Source organism: Microbacterium sp. TW_SC_2, assembly GCF_055361165.1.
Window position 1 is genome coordinate 386,202 of sequence record NZ_CM143952.1, and the last position, 16,071, is coordinate 402,272.

13 protein-coding genes are annotated in these 16,071 nt (G+C 71.2%); 5 read left to right on the top strand and 8 right to left on the bottom strand.

The genetic code is table 11. The features are described 5' to 3' along the window. Positions 1-166 precede the first annotated feature (166 nt). Together ACWA14_RS01915 and ACWA14_RS01920 are read left to right on the top strand one after the other, a co-directional pair. The gene (locus tag ACWA14_RS01915; protein ID WP_463795767.1) at positions 167-2,392 is read left to right on the top strand and encodes a DEAD/DEAH box helicase; all 2,226 of its coding nucleotides are present in this window, start codon (positions 167-169) and stop codon (positions 2,390-2,392) included. A 168-nt stretch (positions 2,393-2,560) separates the two neighbouring features. Then, positions 2,561-3,928: a hypothetical protein gene (locus tag ACWA14_RS01920; protein ID WP_463795768.1), complete on the top strand. Its 1,368-nt coding sequence runs from the start codon at positions 2,561-2,563 to the stop codon at positions 3,926-3,928. A gap of 33 nt (positions 3,929-3,961) precedes the next feature. On the opposite strand, the gene ACWA14_RS01925 is transcribed toward ACWA14_RS01920, so the two are convergent. Further along, positions 3,962-4,501 carry a YaeQ family protein gene (locus ACWA14_RS01925; protein ID WP_463795770.1) on the bottom strand — a complete coding sequence of 180 codons (540 nt, stop codon included), beginning with the start codon at positions 4,499-4,501 and terminating at the stop codon, positions 3,962-3,964. 52 nt (positions 4,502-4,553) lie between these two features. Beyond that, positions 4,554-5,672, bottom strand: a complete 1,119-nt coding sequence (locus tag ACWA14_RS01930; RefSeq protein WP_463795771.1) for an Rv2578c family radical SAM protein — start codon at positions 5,670-5,672, stop codon at positions 4,554-4,556. Between the two features lie 144 nt (positions 5,673-5,816). On the opposite strand from ACWA14_RS01930, the gene ACWA14_RS01935 reads away from it, so the two are divergent. Both ACWA14_RS01935 and ACWA14_RS01940 read left to right on the top strand, forming a co-directional pair. Next, positions 5,817-6,746, top strand: a complete 930-nt coding sequence (locus ACWA14_RS01935; RefSeq protein ID WP_463795772.1) for a M15 family metallopeptidase — start codon at positions 5,817-5,819, stop codon at positions 6,744-6,746. A 151-nt stretch (positions 6,747-6,897) separates the two neighbouring features. Further along, positions 6,898-8,061, top strand: a complete 1,164-nt coding sequence (locus ACWA14_RS01940; protein ID WP_463795773.1) for an acyl-CoA dehydrogenase family protein — start codon at positions 6,898-6,900, stop codon at positions 8,059-8,061. A gap of 129 nt (positions 8,062-8,190) precedes the next feature. On the opposite strand, the gene ACWA14_RS01945 is transcribed toward ACWA14_RS01940, so the two are convergent. From ACWA14_RS01945 to ACWA14_RS01970, 6 genes are all read right to left on the bottom strand, one after another. Then, positions 8,191-9,009, bottom strand: coding sequence for an energy-coupling factor transporter transmembrane component T (locus ACWA14_RS01945; protein ID WP_463795774.1), 819 nt, complete (start codon positions 9,007-9,009; stop codon positions 8,191-8,193). Beyond that, positions 9,006-10,688 (bottom strand): ABC transporter ATP-binding protein, encoded by a 1,683-nt coding sequence (locus ACWA14_RS01950; protein ID WP_463795776.1) that lies wholly within the window; start codon positions 10,686-10,688, stop codon positions 9,006-9,008. Before ACWA14_RS01950 ends, ACWA14_RS01945 begins: the two co-directional genes overlap by 4 nt. A 111-nt stretch (positions 10,689-10,799) precedes the next feature. Continuing rightward, positions 10,800-11,342 carry an ECF transporter S component gene (locus ACWA14_RS01955; protein ID WP_463795777.1) on the bottom strand — a complete coding sequence of 181 codons (543 nt, stop codon included), beginning with the start codon at positions 11,340-11,342 and terminating at the stop codon, positions 10,800-10,802. Between the two features lie 133 nt (positions 11,343-11,475). Then, positions 11,476-12,600, bottom strand: a complete 1,125-nt coding sequence (locus tag ACWA14_RS01960; RefSeq protein ID WP_463795778.1) for a DUF6226 family protein — start codon at positions 12,598-12,600, stop codon at positions 11,476-11,478. 4 nt (positions 12,601-12,604) lie between these two features. Continuing rightward, entirely contained in the window at positions 12,605-13,522 is a 918-nt protein-coding gene (locus tag ACWA14_RS01965; protein ID WP_463795779.1) for a pirin family protein, read from the bottom strand. Then, positions 13,519-13,839 carry a GNAT family N-acetyltransferase gene (locus ACWA14_RS01970; protein WP_463795780.1) on the bottom strand — a complete coding sequence of 107 codons (321 nt, stop codon included), beginning with the start codon at positions 13,837-13,839 and terminating at the stop codon, positions 13,519-13,521. Before ACWA14_RS01970 ends, ACWA14_RS01965 begins: the two co-directional genes overlap by 4 nt. Positions 13,840-13,940: 101 nt before the next feature. Between ACWA14_RS01970 and recQ the strand changes: the two genes are divergently transcribed. After that, positions 13,941-15,977: a DNA helicase RecQ gene (recQ, locus tag ACWA14_RS01975; protein ID WP_463795781.1), complete on the top strand. Its 2,037-nt coding sequence runs from the start codon at positions 13,941-13,943 to the stop codon at positions 15,975-15,977. Positions 15,978-16,071 lie beyond the last annotated feature (94 nt).

The window sequence follows — 16,071 nt, forward strand, 5'->3', positions numbered from 1 at the left end:
TCCTCATGGAGGAAGTGTGAGTCCAGGGGCCGATGGTGAGCGTCCATCGACGCACATGAACCATCACATGAACGGCCCCGGCTCCTCCCAACCGGCACCCTGAGTTCGACTCCGGGTGCGCGCGTGTGCGCAGCGCTGTTCTCGTGCGAGAACGAAGGATCACTCCATGCCCAAGAACAAGAAGCCCCAGGGCGGGCGACCCGCCCGCAACTTCGAGCCGCGATACGGCGCGAACAAGACCTCCTTCCACGATCGTCACCACGCCGCCCCGTCGCGGGACGGCGCGCGCGACGAGCGCGGTGGCCGTGCGGATGCCGGTGACCGGCGCACCGCCGCGACCACGGGGTACGACCGTCGCCCCGGCAGCCGCAGCGCCGGCCACCGCGGATACCGACCGGCCGAAGCGGAGTCCGGCGCCCCCAAGCAGCGGTGGAGCGCGCAGGAGCGTGCTGGTCGCGACGAGGCACGCGGCATCCGCAACCGCGCCGAGTCCGGGCGCCGCGAGGCACCCCACCACCGCGGCGACGAGCGTCCGCGTCGTGATGACCGCACGTCGCAGCGGCCCACCGGCCCCGGCACGTACCGCGATGAGCGGGGCGGACAGCGCTTCGACCGCGACGACCGCTCGCGTCCGTCCTCGGCCTCGGGAGATCAGCGTCGCGGCTTCCGCGACGGCGACCACCGCTCCGGCGACAGCTCGCGTCGCGACGACCGGAGCGCCCCGCGCTTCGATCGCGGCGACCGCCCGCGCTTCGACCGCGGTGCCGGCGCCCCGAGCCGCGGCTACGGCGACCGCCCGAACCGCGATGGCGACCGGTCCTTCGACGCGGACCGCGCCCGCCGTGCCTTCGACCGCGACCGCACTCAGCGCTCGTTCGACGGGGGACGCGATGAGCGCCCCCGCACCGCCGACCGCACCGAGCGCCCGCGCTACGACCGTGACGCCCGACCGAGCCGCGACGCCCGTGGTGGCGACCGCCCGCGTCCGTCGACCGGTGGCGCGTACCGCACCGAGCGCGTGCGTCCGCTTACCTCCGACACCCGCGGACGCCCGGCCCGCAACGAGCGCCCGAGCCGCAACGACTGGAACGCGACGGCGAGCTCGCACGCGGGGTCGGCATCGGCCAAGAAGTTCGAGCCCGGCGAAGACGTCGTGCACGAGCGTCTCGAGGCGAAGTCCGTCGCCGCGGTCGAGGTCGACGGCGTGAGCTTCGGCGACCTCGGTCTGGGCTCCAACATCGTCGAGACCCTCGCCGGGCTCGGGGCGGCATCGCCGTTCGCGATCCAGGCGGCCAGCATCCCGGCCGTGCTCGAAGGACGCGATGTCCTCGCCCGCGGCCGCACCGGCTCGGGCAAGACGATCGCCTTCGGCGCTCCGCTCGTGGAGCGGGTGCTGCAGTCGCAGGCCGGCAAGCGTCGGGAGTTCGGTCGCTCGCCGCGCGCGATCATCCTCGCTCCGACGCGCGAGCTCGCGCTGCAGATCGATCGGACGATCCAGCCGATCGCCCGCAGCGTCGGGCTGTTCACCACGCAGATCTACGGCGGGGTGCCGCAGGGCCGTCAGGTCGGTGCGCTCAAGAAGGGCGTCGACATCGTGATCGGCACGCCCGGTCGTGTCGAGGACCTGATCAACCAGGGCAAGCTCGACCTCTCCGACTGCCGCATCGCGGTGCTCGACGAGGCCGACCACATGTGCGAGCTCGGATTCGTCGAGCCGGTCCAGCGCATCCTGCGCCACACCGCGGAGGGCAGCCAGAAGCTGCTGTTCTCGGCCACGCTCGACCGTGAGGTCGCCGCCCTCGTCGACGAGTTCCTGATCGATCCCGCCGTCTTCGAGGTTGCCGGAGAGGATCAGGACTCCAGCACGATCGAGCACCGTGTGCTCGTGATCGAGCACCGCGACAAGGCCGACATCCTCACCTCGCTCGTCGACCGCCCGGGCAAGACGCTGGTCTTCGCCCGCACCCGCGCCTATGCGGACATGCTCGCGGAGCAGTTCGACGACGCGGGTATCCCGGCGGTGTCGCTGCACGGCGACCTGAACCAGGCCAAGCGCACGCGCAACCTGGAGCGTCTCACCTCGGGTCGCGTGAACGTGCTGGTCGCGACCGACGTCGCCGCCCGCGGCATCCACGTCGACGACATCGACCTGGTCATCCAGGCCGACGCTCCCGACGAGTACAAGACGTACCTGCATCGCTCGGGACGCACCGGTCGTGCCGGCCGTTCGGGTCGTGTCGTGACGCTGATCACGCGTCAGCGTCAGCGTCGCATGACCGAGATGCTCGACAGGGCCGAGATCGACGCGCCGTTCGAGAGCGCTCGGCTCGACGACGACGTGATCGAGGAGATCACGGGTCGCATGCCGACCGCCGCTCAGCTCACCTCCTGACGCGGTGGGGCGGGTGACCGTCCCGTTCACGATTCAGGAAGAACGACCCGGAAGGGCCCAGGACCCCGCGTCCTGGGCCCTTTCGGCATCGATCAGACTGAATTGTGAACGGGGAGACGGGCAGCCCTGCCCACGCGGCACCCCCGGATATCCCCATATGGTGGAAGAATGCGTCGAAACCGGGGGATCGTTCGTGGTGCTGCTCTGCTGCTCGGCGGGGTGATCGCGCTGTCCGGGCTCGCCGGCTGCGCACGCACCGCCGAGGTCGACATCGCGGAGGAGCTCGCGAAGGACCCGTCGGTCGCGTCGGTCGACCTGGTGCCGGGGTCGAGCCCGGAGCACTACGAGATCACCGTCGACGACGCGCTCGACGCGGACGAGCTGATCGAGACGACGGAGCGGCTCTGGGCCATCACGGAGACGGCGACCGATGGCGACGAGACCTTCTCGGTGCGGGATGCCGCGTGGTCGTGGGGCATCCGCGGCAGCGAGAAGCAGTCGACGGCCCGCGCCGAAGCGGTCGCCGCGCTGCAGAGCATCGAGGGCGTGTACGACGGCTCGGTCGGAGTGAGCGAGGACGGCCTGTTCGTGACGATCGTGTCGGCTGCCGGGGTCGATCCGAGCTCCCTGGTGACACCGGTGGTCGATGCCGCCGCTGCCGCGGAGCTCCCCGAACCGGTGCACGTGGACCTGACGGATCTGCATGACCGGCTCACGATCGACGGCGAGGTCTCCCGCTTGGAGCCGAGGATCGCCGCGGTGCAGGCGGCCGCATCCGTCGGTGAGATCCAGCAGTATCGGGTGACGGAGAGCGCGCTCAGCGTGCGGATGCGTACGGCGGACGGAGCCGCCGCGGCGACGCCGGCGATCCAGAGCGTGATGGAGGCCGCGGGCGGATCGGGTATCGACGTGCCCTTCGGTATCGTCGGCCCGAGCACGGGCATCTTCGTTCCCGGCTCGGAAGCCGAAGCCGCCGCGGCCCCGGTGGAGCGACTTCTCGCACCGATGCCCGGCGTCGCCGACGTCCTGGTCGAACAGCGGTCCCGCGACATCGCCGTGCTCATCGTCCGAACGTCCGATGTGCAGACGGCGATCGATGCGCAGCAGGCGCTGCTCGCCGATCCTGCGACGCTGCAGCCGTACCGGTCGCTGCAGTTCACGGTCGAGAACGCGGATCGTCCCGGGACGTCTCTGCGCGCGCTGAGCACGGGGGACACGGGGCACGTCGGGAACCTCGAGCGCGCGATCCAGCTGGCGGAGACCGACGGCATCCTCGGGGAAGTGCTCGTGACCCCCTCGAAGCTGGAGGCCACTCTCACGCGCGATGCCGACGTGGCGACCGTCGCGGCGGCGCTGAAGGCAGCCGCGATCCGCGACCAGGAGGCGGAGGTGTTCGGAGCGCTGCCGCGCGGACTCGAGCGAGGGCGTCCGGCCTTCTCGTTCGACGTGCGCGGCAAGCTGCATCCGGATCTGATCAACGGGTACGGCGAGAAGAAGGTGTTCGTCGACGCCTGGAACGACGCGACCGGCCTCTGACGAGGGCGGCGACGCGGGTGCGCGGAGGGCGCGCTACGCGATCGCGTGCTCGAGGATCGACGAGGTCAGCGAGGTGCCGTTCAGGTCGAGGTACAGCTGCTGTTCGGTCACGGTGAGGGTCAGCGTGTTGCGGCGCGCGAGATGCGGCACGACCGTATCCACGAAGCCCGGGTCGAAGCTGTAGACGCGGATCGCGTCGGAGCGGTGGATCTTCTTCCCCGCCCACGGCGCCATCACCTTCGCGGGGTCGCGGTGCGTGTACACGACCGTGCGTTCGGCGAGGCGGCTGCCGTAGTGGAGGCGTTCGGCGTCGGGTGCTCCGATCTCGATCCACCCCGTGATCGCCCCGGTCATGTCGCGCACCAGTACCGCGGGCTCGTCGGTCTGCGAGATGCCCTCGCTGAACACGATCCCTTCCGTGTACTCGAGGCCGTACGCGAGCAGTCGGGTCACCATGTAGGCGTCGGTCTCGGACGGATGCCGCGCCACCCGCAGCGAGAAGTCCTCGTAGACTCCGCGGTCGGTGTCGGCGAGTTGAACGTCGAAGGTGTGCATTGTCGCGCCGAGAGCCATAACTCCCGAGCCTACGCGGCCGGGGAGTCCTCGCCGACCGGAAGGCGAGTCCTCAGAACAGCATCGGCTGCGCGGGCGATGCCGCCCCCGATCCCGTCGTCCGGAAGGTGACGGCCGCGCTCGGGCGGCCGGTGCTCTGCACGGTTCCCTGACGCCAGATCGATTCGACGTGTCCCTGGCCGGGGCGGATGCCCCGCTGCGGGTAGTCGTCTTCGTGCCGACCGTCGAGGCCGTGCGCCCGGATCAGGGGGCGAGCCCGCTTGGCGAGCCACTGCCGGTACGCCTTCGGGGCTTCGGCGGAGACACCGGGGTACAGCCCGCGGTACGACGAGACGAGATCGGGGCGTGCCTCGCCGAGCCACTGCATGAACCAGGGCTTCACGCCCGCACGCAGGTGCAGGGCCCCGTAGATCACCGTGCGGGCGCCCGCCGCCTTGATGCGCGTCAGGGCGTCGTCGATCGCTGCGACCGAGTCGGTCATGTGGGGCATGATCGGCATCAGGAACACGGTGACGCGGAAACCGGCATCCGCCAAAGCCCGCACGGTGTCGAGCCGGGCCTGCGTGGTCGGGGCGCCGGGCTCGATCGCCTTCTGCAGCGCGTCGTCGTACATCGCGATCGACATCTGCACGTCGATCGGTACGCGCTCGGCGGCCTTCACGAGCAGGGGGATGTCGCGGCGGATCAGCGTGCCCTTGGTGAGGATGGAGATCGGGGTGCCGGATGCCGCGAGCGTCTCGATGATCCCGGGCATGAGCGCGTAGCGCCCCTCGGCCCGCTGATACGGATCGGTGTTCGTGCCCAGCGCGACGGTCTCATGCTGCCAGCTGCCCTTGCGCAGTTCCCTCTCGAGCACCTCCACGACGTTGACCTTCACCACGATCTGCGAATCGAAGTCGGCGCCCCCGTCGAGGTCGAGGTACTCGTGCGTGCCGCGGGCGAAACAGTAGATGCAGGCATGACTGCATCCGCGGTAGGGGTTGATCGTCCAGGCGAACGGCATGCGCGACGCGCCCGGCACGTGATTCAGCGCCGACTTCGACAGCACCTCGTGGAACGTCATCCCCGCGAACTCGGGGGTCGTGACGGTGCGCAGCACGCCTCGGCGCTCCTCCAGGCCGGGGAGCGCGGCAGCATCCGTCTCTTCGAGTTTCTGTCCCTGCCAGCGCATGCTTCATTCGAACATATGAACGGATGCTATGCAAGCTGATTTCGTAGACATGGACGATTCCGGAGCGTGGACGCTCCCCGCTCCCGGACACCGATACATCGGTACCGGGCTGGCTTTCCCCGTCGCGCGGGAGACAATGGAGCAATGCCCTCCCTGCCGCACGCTCAGCATGCGGCCGCGCGTTCCCCCTTGCGCGGCCCGGCTCTGCCGCTCGGCATCGCGGTCACCGCGCTCGGCGTGCTGTTCTCGCTCGCCGGGGCGCCGCTCGCCCCGGCCGCGCCGGCGGCGATGCCGGAGCCGGTCGCGGTGCTGCAGGTTCCCGCCGTCCAGCGGGATGCGACCACGGCGGCCGATCCGTGTGCGAGCGCGGGCGTGCAGGACGCCCTCGCGAAGGGCGATGACGCGGCCGTGATCGCCGGATTCGGTGGCGGCGAGGGCTTCCGCGCGGCGGTCGTCGCGGGCAACGCCCCCTGCATCTCGCTCAGCGACCCCGCGCGCATCTGGGTCGTCGTGAACAAGGCGCGCCCCCTCGAGCCCTCCGATTTCACCCCGGCAGGACTCGGTGAGGTGCCGCTGCAGATGACGACGCTATCGGGGCTCGTGCGCGGCGACGTCGCGGTCGCGGTGGGGCGGATGGCCGATGCGGCGGAGGCCGCGGGGGCGGGCACTGTGGGGGCGAACAACGGCTACCGCTCGTACGGTCTGCAGGTCACGACCTACGACTCGCACGTGCGCGCGCAGGGACAGGAGGGCGCGGACGTCGGCTCGGCGCGCCCCGGTCACAGCGAGCACCAGACGGGTCTCGCGCTCGACGTCGTCGCCTGCGACACGCGGTGCGGAGGGCTCGACGGCTTCGGGGCCACCGCGCAGAGCGCCTGGGTGGCCGAGCACGCGTGGGAGTACGGATTCGTGGTCCGCTACGAGGACGGCGGCAGCCCGGTGACCGGTTACGCGCCGGAGCCGTGGCACCTCCGGTACGTCGGCGTCGACCTGGCCGCGGCGTACCACGAGGGCGGATATCGCACGCTCGAGGAGTTCTTCGCGCTGCCCGCGGCCCCGGACTACGTGGGCTGATCCGGTCGTCCGCGGCCACCTTGCGGCATCCGACAATCGCGGGACCGAGTCTCACGGATTGTGGGATGCATTCTCACAACGTCATGCCCTCGGCGCTCCCCGCGACATAGAATCGCGGGAGCCAGAAGCACACGACGTCGAGGAGGACGCGATGGAACGCGACATCTACGAAGAGGATCACGAGGCCTTCCGCGACCTCGTCAAGGATTTCGTCAAGCGCTACGTGACGAGTGCGACGATCGAGAAGTGGGACGCCGACGGGGAAGTCGACCGCGCGACCATGCTCGCCGCGGGCGAGGCCGGGATCATCGGACTGTCGGTGCCGGAGGAGTTCGGCGGAGCCGGGATGCTGCAGGACTACCGCTTCCGCGCGGTCGTGAACGAAGAGGTCATCGCGGCGGGAGCGGGATCGCTCGCCGGTGCGTTCGGCATCCAGGACGATCTGGCCGTGCCGTACCTCGTGCACATGGGCACGCAGGAGCAGAAGGAGAAGTGGCTGCCCCGCATGGCCACGGGCGAGATCATCGGCGCGCTCGCCATGACGGAGCCGGGCGCCGGATCCGACCTGCGCGGCATCAAGACCACGGCCAAGAAGGTCGACGGCGGATACATCGTCAACGGCGCGAAGACGTTCATCTCGTCGGGCGCGACCGCCGACCTCGTCGTCACGTTCGTGAAGACCGGCGAGGGCAACCGGCCGGATGCGTTCAGCCTCGTGCTGCTCGAAGACGGCATGGAGGGCTTCGAGCACGGCAAGAAGCTGCACAAGATGGGATTCCAGGGACACGACACCGCCGAGCTGTCGTTCAGCGACGTGTTCGTGCCGGAGGAGAACCTGATCGGCGGCGTCGAGGGGAAGGGCTTCGTGCAGTTGATGATGAACCTGCCCCTGGAGCGTCTGTCGATCGGCGTCGCCGGAGCCGCGGCGGCCCAGGCGGCCCTCGACTGGACGATCACCTACACGAAGGACCGCGAGGCGTTCGGCGAGCGGATCATCGACTTCCAGAACACGCGCTTCACCATCGCCGACATGGCGACGACGGTCGACGCGCTCTGGGCCTACATCGACCGTGCGCTGCTCGCCTACTCGAAGGGGATGCTGTCGGCCGAAGAGGCCGCGAAGGTGAAGTTCTGGGCGACCGAGCGCGAGTGGGAGGTGCTCGACGCGGGGGTGCAGCTGCACGGCGGCTACGGGTACATCACCGAGTATCCGATCGCCCGCGCCTTCCTCGACGCCCGTGTGCACCGCATCTACGGCGGCACGAACGAGATCATGCGCGAGATCGTCGGGCGGCAGATCGCGGGCAAGCGCTGACGCGAGCCCCGCAGGGTCGGTTTCACACCTCCCTTCGCGTCGCGGGGTCAGATTCGCATCCCGATTCACGATTCGGGATGCCTTTCTGACCCCGCAGCGGCGGATGCAGCGGGACGGATGCAGCGGGCGTCAGGACAACTGCCAGGGGAAGAAGGCCGCGAAGATCGCGGCCGATGCCGTCAGGCACGCTCCGATGAAGACGGTGTCGCGCGCGCGGAACGGCACGAGGTGGCGCTCGGTGCGGTCCGGATACGCGCCGAAGGCCCGGGAGTCCATCGCCAGTGCGACGCGCTCGGCATGCCGGATGGCCCCCGCCAGGAGCGGCACGATGTACCCCCAGCCGCGGGCGATCCGGGCGAAGGGTCCGCGTCCGCCGTGGTGCCCCCGGACCCGGTGGGCGGCGCGGATCACCGACAGCTCCTGACCGAAGCGCGGCACGAAGCGGAACGCCGCCAGCGCCGTGTAGCCGATGCGGTACGGCACCCGCAGCTGCTGCACGCTCGCGCGCACGAGATCCGGTCCGGTCGTGGTGAGGCCGCCGACGAGGGCGAGCGTGATGATCGCGCCGAGCCGGAGCGCCGTGGCGGCGCCGATCTCCAGCGCCCCGGTGAACAGCGTCCACGCGCCGATCCGCAGCGCGGGGGCGGTGTCGCTCACGAGCGCGGCGTCCACCCACAGCGAGAAGCCGAACCCGATCGCCAGCATCCCTCCGGGCACGGCCAGCAGCAGGATCAGCAGGAGGCGCGGGGTCAGGCGCGCGCCGACCAGGATCAGCGCGGAGGCGAGGAGCAGGAAGGCGGTCGGTGTCGCCAGGTCGCGCACGAACACGAGCAGCACGAGGGCGGGGGTGACCGCGGCGATCTTCGCGAGCGGATTCAGCGCGTACAGGAACTGCCGCCGGGAGGTCGCGACCGGCGGGGCGTACGGGTCGGTCCGCACCGAGCTCATGGTCCCGCCGTCCGTGCGTGGGCGGCCAGCGCGCGCTGGAGAGCGGGGAGGCGGAGCCCGGCGTCGGTGAAGACGCTCTCGTCCTGGAAGAGCGCCGCCGTGGGGCCCGCCGCGTGCACGCGACCCTGCGCGAGCACCACCGTGTGCGTGGTGTGCTCGGCGACCAGCTGCAGGTCGTGCGTCACGATCACGATCGTCGTGCCCTCGTCGCGCAGGTCGCGCAGCAGGGCGAGGAGCTCGGAGGCGCGGGCGCGATCCTGCCCGAAGGTGGGCTCGTCGAGCACGAGCACCCGGGGTCGGGTGAGGAGCGCCGTGCCCACCGAGAGCCGGCGCTTCTCCCCACCGGAGAGCAGGAACGGATGCACGGCGGCCTTGGGGGTCAGCCCGAACCGCTCGAGCATCTCCGCGACGCGCGCGGCGACCTCGGCATCCGCCACCCGCCGCAACCGGAGGCCGTGCGCGAGCTCGTCGAACACGGTGTGCGTGATGAACTGATGCTCCGGGTTCTGGAACACGAAGCCGATCCGCGCGGCCAGCTCGCGGGGTGACGCGGTGGCCGGGTCGAGACCGTCGACGTCGACCTGGCGTTTCGGCGGGGGAAGGACGCCCGCCAGCGCCTGGATCAACGTGGTCTTGCCCGCCCCGTTCGCGCCGACGATCGCCGTGAGGCTCCCGCTCTCGATGTCGAGATCGATCCCGTGCAGGATCTCGGTGCGTTGCCGGGTGACGGTCAGCCCACGGGCACGGATGAGCGGGGTCGAGGTCGTCGCGGGGACCGGTCCCGCGGCGATGCTCGCGCGCAGCGCGCCGGGGTGCGCTGCCAGTGCTCGGGTCAGGTCGTCGGGCGTGAGGGGCAGCGGGTCGAGGGCGGAGCGATCGAGGATGCCGTCGTCGCGCAGTCGCAGCGCGGCGAGGGTGGCCGCGGGCAGCCACACGCCCATCTCCCGCAGCTCGTCGGCGTGCGCGCGGATGATCTCGGAGGCCGGTCCGTCGAAGGCCACGGTCCCCGCGCGGTCGAGCACGATCGTGCGGGTGACGAAGCCCATCGCGGCGTCGAGGTTGTGCTCGACCAGGAGGATCGCACGATCGCCGGTCGCGATGACGTCGCCGAGGGCGGCGTACACGTCGTCGATCCCCCGCGGGTCGAGGTTGGCGGTCGGTTCGTCGAGCACGATCAACGGCGACTCCATCGCGAGGGCGCAGGCGATCGCGAGCCGCTGCCGTCCGCCGCCGGAGAGCCGGTCGGGGTTCTCGCCCCGACGTTCCCAGAGCCCCACGCGGCGCAGGGCGTCGCCGGTGCGGGCGTGCACCTCCTCCAGCGGGAGCAGCAGATTCTCGGGACCGAAGGCGACCTCGTCGTACACGGTGCCGGTGACGATCTGCGCATCCGGATCCTGGAACACCATCGCGACGCGCGTCGAGAGCTCGGCGGTCTGCGCGGTCGCGGTGTCGAGCCCGCCGGCCTCGACCGTTCCGCTCATGGTGGCCGGAAGCGCGTGCGGGATGAGGCCGTTCAGGGCGAGCGTGAGCGTGGACTTGCCGGAGCCGGACGGGCCGAGCAGCAGCACGACCTCCCCCGGAGCGATGTCGAACGTCACGTGACCGGGAGAAGGGTGCGCCGCATCCGCGTGGGTGAGGGAGAGATCACGCACGCGGAGGAGAGGCGCGGGTGGGCGCACGGCGGTACCCCGGTTCGGTGGATCGTACGCTTCCAATTTAGCTGAGCCTTACCTGAGTCGCCATCCGGCGGTCGGGTCGCTGCGCCCGCTTCGGCCGCGGCGACGGCCGGCTCAGCGCCGCGCGACGCCGGCGCGGGTGAGTGCGGTGCCGATGGCGAGTCCGACGGCCGTCCAGGCGACCGGTCCGAGCACCGAGACGATCAGGTACAGGATCTGCGCCCAGGGGGCGAGCGTGGCCAGGTTCGCCGCGAAGAACACGACCACCGCCACGAGCACGCCGATCACCGCGGCGGAGACGAAGAAGCGCCACGCACCCCAGGCGCGGTAGCGGGTGAGCGCGGCGACGCCCTCCTGGATCGCCCCGAACAGCAGCGCCGTGCCGATGAACCTCAGCGACCACGCGGGGTTGAAGGCGCTCGCGACCAGAGCGGCGATCAGATGGGTGACCAACGCCACGAGCGGCGTGCGCAGCACTTCCTGCGCGATGATGCCCGGCAGCACGTGGGAGCCGAGGACCAACCCGTACAGGAACGCGGGCCCGGCCAGCACGGGGATCGTCACCCACCCGGCGATGCCGCCGAAGATGCCCGTCGCGACCCCGATGGCGGCGCAGACCAGCAGGACTCTGGTCGTCAGGAGAGGGGTGCGCGCCACCCTCCCAGTTTACGGGCGCACGTCGGCCCCGGACCCGCCGCGCGACCGGGCAAAACACGCGGTCCGGGATGCGTTCGTCGCGCAGACCGTGCCGCTCGACCGCGTGCACACGCCCGAGCGCGGCTGAGCCGCCTCAGGGCGGGGTGGCGCGGAGCGACCAGGCCGACCACCAGCCGTCGGAGAGGCCCTCCAGGGTCTCCGCGGCGTCGTTCAGCCGATCCGGCGGGAGCGACGGATCGGGCTCTCCGCCGCTCGACCGGCCGCCGCCGTCGGGGGTGCGGATCTGCGTGTGCAGCCAGCGCCGTTGCCCGACGGGGAACACTTCCCTGAGCCCGCCGGCGGCGATCGCGAGCAGGGTCTCCTCGAGCTGATCGGCCACGGTCTCGGCGGTCTCATCGCAGGCGTCGCAGGTGCAGCCGGGCACGAGTTCGCGGAACAGGGCTCCGGCTTCGATCTCCACGGACTCGGCCGTCGCCGTGAGGGTGATCGCCGCGCCTGTCGTGGGTCGCAGGTGCACGACGTGCGTCCCCGGCCCGTCGGTTCGTCGGTCGACGTCGACGGTGTACCAGGTCTCGAGGTGGTCGACCAGCGCATCGACGACCGACAACACCGGAGCGAAGCGCTCGGGATGGGAGACCCGGGAGTAGGCGTCCTCCGGCGGGGAGCCGCCGGACCACCGGGATCCGTAGGCGATGACCTGTCCGTCGTCGTCGACGAACTCCGGGATCGCGAGGGGCGGACGCGTGAACGACACCGGGGGCACGACGAGGTCGACCTCGACCTCGTGGTGCGCGAGAGCCGCGAGCTCCTGATCGTCTCGGTCCGCCTGCGGCCACGCGGCGAGCATCTCCCGGAACGGCTCGCGCCGCTCCGGGTGCTCCACGATTCCCCGCAGCAGGCCGGCGACCGGGATCGACATGGTCGAGGTGCCCACCTCCGGCTCGCTCGTCATCCGCCACGTCGCCGCCGGATGCGCCACGGCGATCGCGTTCCCCAAGAACCGCGCCGCCGCCTCCGCCGTCGCCGGGGACTCGAGGAGATCCACGTGCGCGGCCACGAAGTCCCACAGCGCGACGAGGTTGGCGGCGAGCACGGCGGGGTCCGCGCCGGCCGCGCGCGCGTACGTCACGAAGGGCTCGAAGCCGTCCACGAAGCGCGCGGGCGGCAACGGTTCACCGCCCGGCACGATCAGCAGGGTGGATGTCGTGGCATCCGGCATCGGCGCGAGCGCCCCGGGGAAGATGTCCGTGGTCGCCATCGGGTCAGATCCGGCGTCCGCGGGGCATGAGTCGCACATCGGGCAGCGGCGGGGCGGGGATGCGCACGTCGTGTCCCGCCACGACACCGAACCGCTCGGATGCCGCCTCCCACTCCGCGCGCGCGGTCACGATCTCCTCGTGCGTCCGGCCGGCGAAGTTCCACCACATCACGATGTCGGACTCGAAGGGCTCTCCGCCGAGCAGGAACAGCAGCGCCCCCGCGGTGCTCGACACCTCGACGGTGTCGCGGGAGTCGCCGAGGTAGAGCAGGCCGTTGCGGTCGAGCGGATGCTCCGCCACCACGACATCGCCCTCGACGAGCATCAGCGCGTGCTCCCAGTCGGCGCGCAGCGGCAGGTGCACGCGGGACCCGGGGGAGAGCACGATCTCGGCCCCGACGATCGGCGTGTGCACGGTGGCGGGGGAGCGCACCCCGGCGTACTCGCCGAGCACGACGGTGGCCGCGGCATCGGCTCCCTCGTCGGCGGGGAGCGTGCGCCCCGGCAGTTCGGTGTGCCGCTCGAACCCGGCGGCACCGTGGCGCGCGGACTCGGGCAGCACGACCCAGAGCTGCAGGGCGTCGAGGGGCACGGGTCCCTCGCCGATCGAGTACTCCGAGTGGGAGATCCCGTTGCCGGCGGTCATCAGGTTCAGCTGGCCGCGTCGCAGATCGGCATCGCTGCCGAGCGAGTCGCGGTGCCGGATCTCGCCGACCAGCGGCCAGGTCACGGTCTGCAGCCCGATGTGCGGATGGGGCTCGACGCGCATGCGGGTCTCGGCCGGGCCGAACCGGTCGAGGAAGCACCAGGCGCCGATCGTCGGCAGGTTGCGGTGCGGGAGCGCGCGCAGCACCGACATGCCGCGCACCCCGCCGAGCGGGACCTCGCGCGGCTCGAGGATGAGGCGCCGCCGGCCGATCATCCGGCGTCGGGGGTCGTCGACCCGGGGCGCTGCGGCCAGCGGATCTCGGCGTCCTCGATCTCGTGCTTCTCGAGGTACCGCGCGATGTACGGGCACAGCGGCACGATCGCGTCGCCGGACGCCGCGGCATCCACGAGCGCGAAGGCCGCGAGCTTTCCGGCCAGGCCCTGCCCCTGGAACGCGGGGTCGACCTCGGTGTGCGTGAAGCGGATGGCTCCCGGGCGCCGCTCGAACTCCGCGAACCCGGCGAGCGTGTCGGCGGAGCGGATCTCGTAGCGCGAGGCCTCGTCGTTGCGGGTGACGCTGATGTCGGTCATCGGATGTCCCTTCGGTCGTCTCCGCCTAACCTACGCCCGTGCAGACGTCCCGGATCGGTGGAGAAGCCGCCGAGGTCGGCGGGGGTCGTTACGCTGGAGGGATGCCGCAGACTCCTCGTGACCCGTACGCGGATCTGCCCTACGCCGATGAGCCGTTCGACGGCGACGGATGGGAGCCGTCCGAGCCGCCGGAGCCGATGGACTGGGAGCCGCAGGGCGCCGGCTTCGAACCGCCGCTCGACTGGGGCCCCGGTCCCACGACGCCCGTGTCGTCGGCATCGCCTCGACCGGCCCGCACCCCGGCCGCCCGCACCGCGACGCCGAGCCGATACCCGACCGCGCGCGAGGCCCTGCACACCGTGTTCGGCTACGACGAGTTCCGCGGCGACCAGGCCGCGATCGTCGACCAGGTGATCGCGGGGGGCGATGCGGTCGTGCTGATGCCCACCGGCGGCGGCAAGAGCATCACGTACCAGGTGCCGGCGCTCGTGCGAGAGGGCACCGGTCTCGTGATCAGCCCGCTCATCGCCCTCATGCACGACCAGGTCGACGCGCTGCGCGCCAACGGCGTCAGCGCCGCCTACCTCAACTCCACGCAGTCGATCGACGAGCGACGCGAGGTCGAGCGCGCGTACGTCGCGGGCGAGCTCGACCTCATCTACGTCGCGCCCGAGCGGCTGTCGAGCCCGCAGACCACGGCCCTGCTGCAGCGCGGCACGCTGAGCGTGATCGCGATCGACGAGGCGCACTGCGTGTCGCAGTGGGGCCACGACTTCCGCCCCGACTACCTCGCGCTCGGCGATCTCGGCGAGCGGTTCCCCGGGGTGCCGCGCATGGCGCTGACCGCCACGGCCACCCGCGCCACGCATCAGGAGCTCACGGAACGACTCCGCCTCGATGCCGCGAAGCACTTCGTCGCCAGCTTCGACCGCCCCAACATCCAGTACCGCATCGTGCCGAAGGTCGACCCGCGCAAGCAGCTGGTCGCCTTCATCCGCGCGCAGGAACCGGGAGCGGCCGGCATCGTCTACGCCCTGAGTCGCAAATCGGTCGAGCAGACCGCCACGTACCTTGCCGCGCAGGGCCTCGATGCCCTGCCGTATCACGCGGGTCTCCCCGCCGAGGTGCGCGCGGCCAACCAGTCGCGCTTCCTCCGCGAAGACGGTGTCGTGATGGTCGCCACGATCGCGTTCGGCATGGGCATCGACAAGCCCGACGTGCGGTTCGTCGCCCACATCGATCTGCCGAAGTCGGTCGAGGGGTACTACCAGGAGACCGGTCGCGCGGGCCGCGACGGTCAGCCGGCGGTGGGGTGGATGGCCTACGGTCTGGGCGACGTCGTGCAGCAGCGCCGTCTCATCGACCAGAGCCCGGGTGATCGCACCTTCAAGATGCGCATGGGCCAGCACCTCGACGCGATGCTCGCGCTGTGCGAGACCGTCGAATGCCGCCGCCAGAACCTCCTCGGCTACTTCGGCCAGGAGTCGCAGCCGTGCGGCAACTGCGACACGTGCCTGGAGGAGACCGAGACGTTCGACGGGCTCGTTCCCGCGCAGAAGCTGCTCTCGACCATCGTGCGGCTCAAGAGGGAGCGCAATCAGTCGTTCGGCGCCGGGCATCTGATCGACATCCTCCGCGGGGCCTCGACCGAGCGGATCCGTCAGCAGGGGCACGAGAAGCTCGCGACCTACGGCATCGGCGCCGATCTCTCCGACCAGGACTGGCGGAGCGTCGTCCGGCAGCTGCTCGCCCGCGGCATCCTGGTCGCCCAGGGCGACTACGGCACGCTCGCGCCCGGTGAGCAGTCGGCGGGGGTGCTGCGCGGCGAGACCGCGGTGCCGCTGCGCAAGGACACGATCGGACGCCCGGCGTCCTCTCCCCGCGTGCGGAAGGCCTCGGCCGCGGATGCCCTCGGCGAGGGCGATCGCCCGCTGTTCGAGGCGCTGCGCGTCTGGCGGGCCGAGACCGCGAAGGCGCAGGGGGTTCCGGCGTACATCGTGTTCGGCGACGCCACGCTGCGCGCACTCGCGGAGCATCGTCCGGCCTCGCTCGGCGATCTCGACGGGGTCACGGGCATCGGTGCCAAGAAGCGCGAGGCCTACGGTGAGGGCGTGCTCGCGGTGATCGCCGCGAACTGAGCCGGTCCGTGTCCTGCTCAGGGCGACCTGTCGGCTGACGACAATCGGATGCCGGGGTGCGGCGGGAACACGTTAGAGGAACCGCACAGGCGAC

What these genes read in the sequence shown, in the direction of transcription:
- ACWA14_RS01925 (WP_463795770.1), bottom strand. Translation starts at nt 4,501, where the DNA reads ATGGCTCTCGGCGCGACAATGCACACCTTCGACGTTCAACTCGCCGAC.
- ACWA14_RS01930 (WP_463795771.1), bottom strand. Translation starts at nt 5,672, where the DNA reads ATGCGCTGGCAGGGACAGAAACTCGAAGAGACGGATGCTGCCGCGCTC.
- ACWA14_RS01970 (WP_463795780.1), bottom strand. Translation starts at nt 13,839, where the DNA reads ATGACCGACATCAGCGTCACCCGCAACGACGAGGCCTCGCGCTACGAG.
- ACWA14_RS01965 (WP_463795779.1), bottom strand. Translation starts at nt 13,522, where the DNA reads ATGATCGGCCGGCGGCGCCTCATCCTCGAGCCGCGCGAGGTCCCGCTC.
- ACWA14_RS01960 (WP_463795778.1), bottom strand. Translation starts at nt 12,600, where the DNA reads ATGGCGACCACGGACATCTTCCCCGGGGCGCTCGCGCCGATGCCGGAT.
- ACWA14_RS01920 (WP_463795768.1), top strand. Translation starts at nt 2,561, where the DNA reads ATGCGTCGAAACCGGGGGATCGTTCGTGGTGCTGCTCTGCTGCTCGGC.
- ACWA14_RS01940 (WP_463795773.1), top strand. Translation starts at nt 6,898, where the DNA reads ATGGAACGCGACATCTACGAAGAGGATCACGAGGCCTTCCGCGACCTC.
- ACWA14_RS01945 (WP_463795774.1), bottom strand. Translation starts at nt 9,009, where the DNA reads ATGAGCTCGGTGCGGACCGACCCGTACGCCCCGCCGGTCGCGACCTCC.
- ACWA14_RS01915 (WP_463795767.1), top strand. Translation starts at nt 167, where the DNA reads ATGCCCAAGAACAAGAAGCCCCAGGGCGGGCGACCCGCCCGCAACTTC.
- ACWA14_RS01935 (WP_463795772.1), top strand. Translation starts at nt 5,817, where the DNA reads ATGCCCTCCCTGCCGCACGCTCAGCATGCGGCCGCGCGTTCCCCCTTG.
- recQ (WP_463795781.1), top strand. Translation starts at nt 13,941, where the DNA reads ATGCCGCAGACTCCTCGTGACCCGTACGCGGATCTGCCCTACGCCGAT.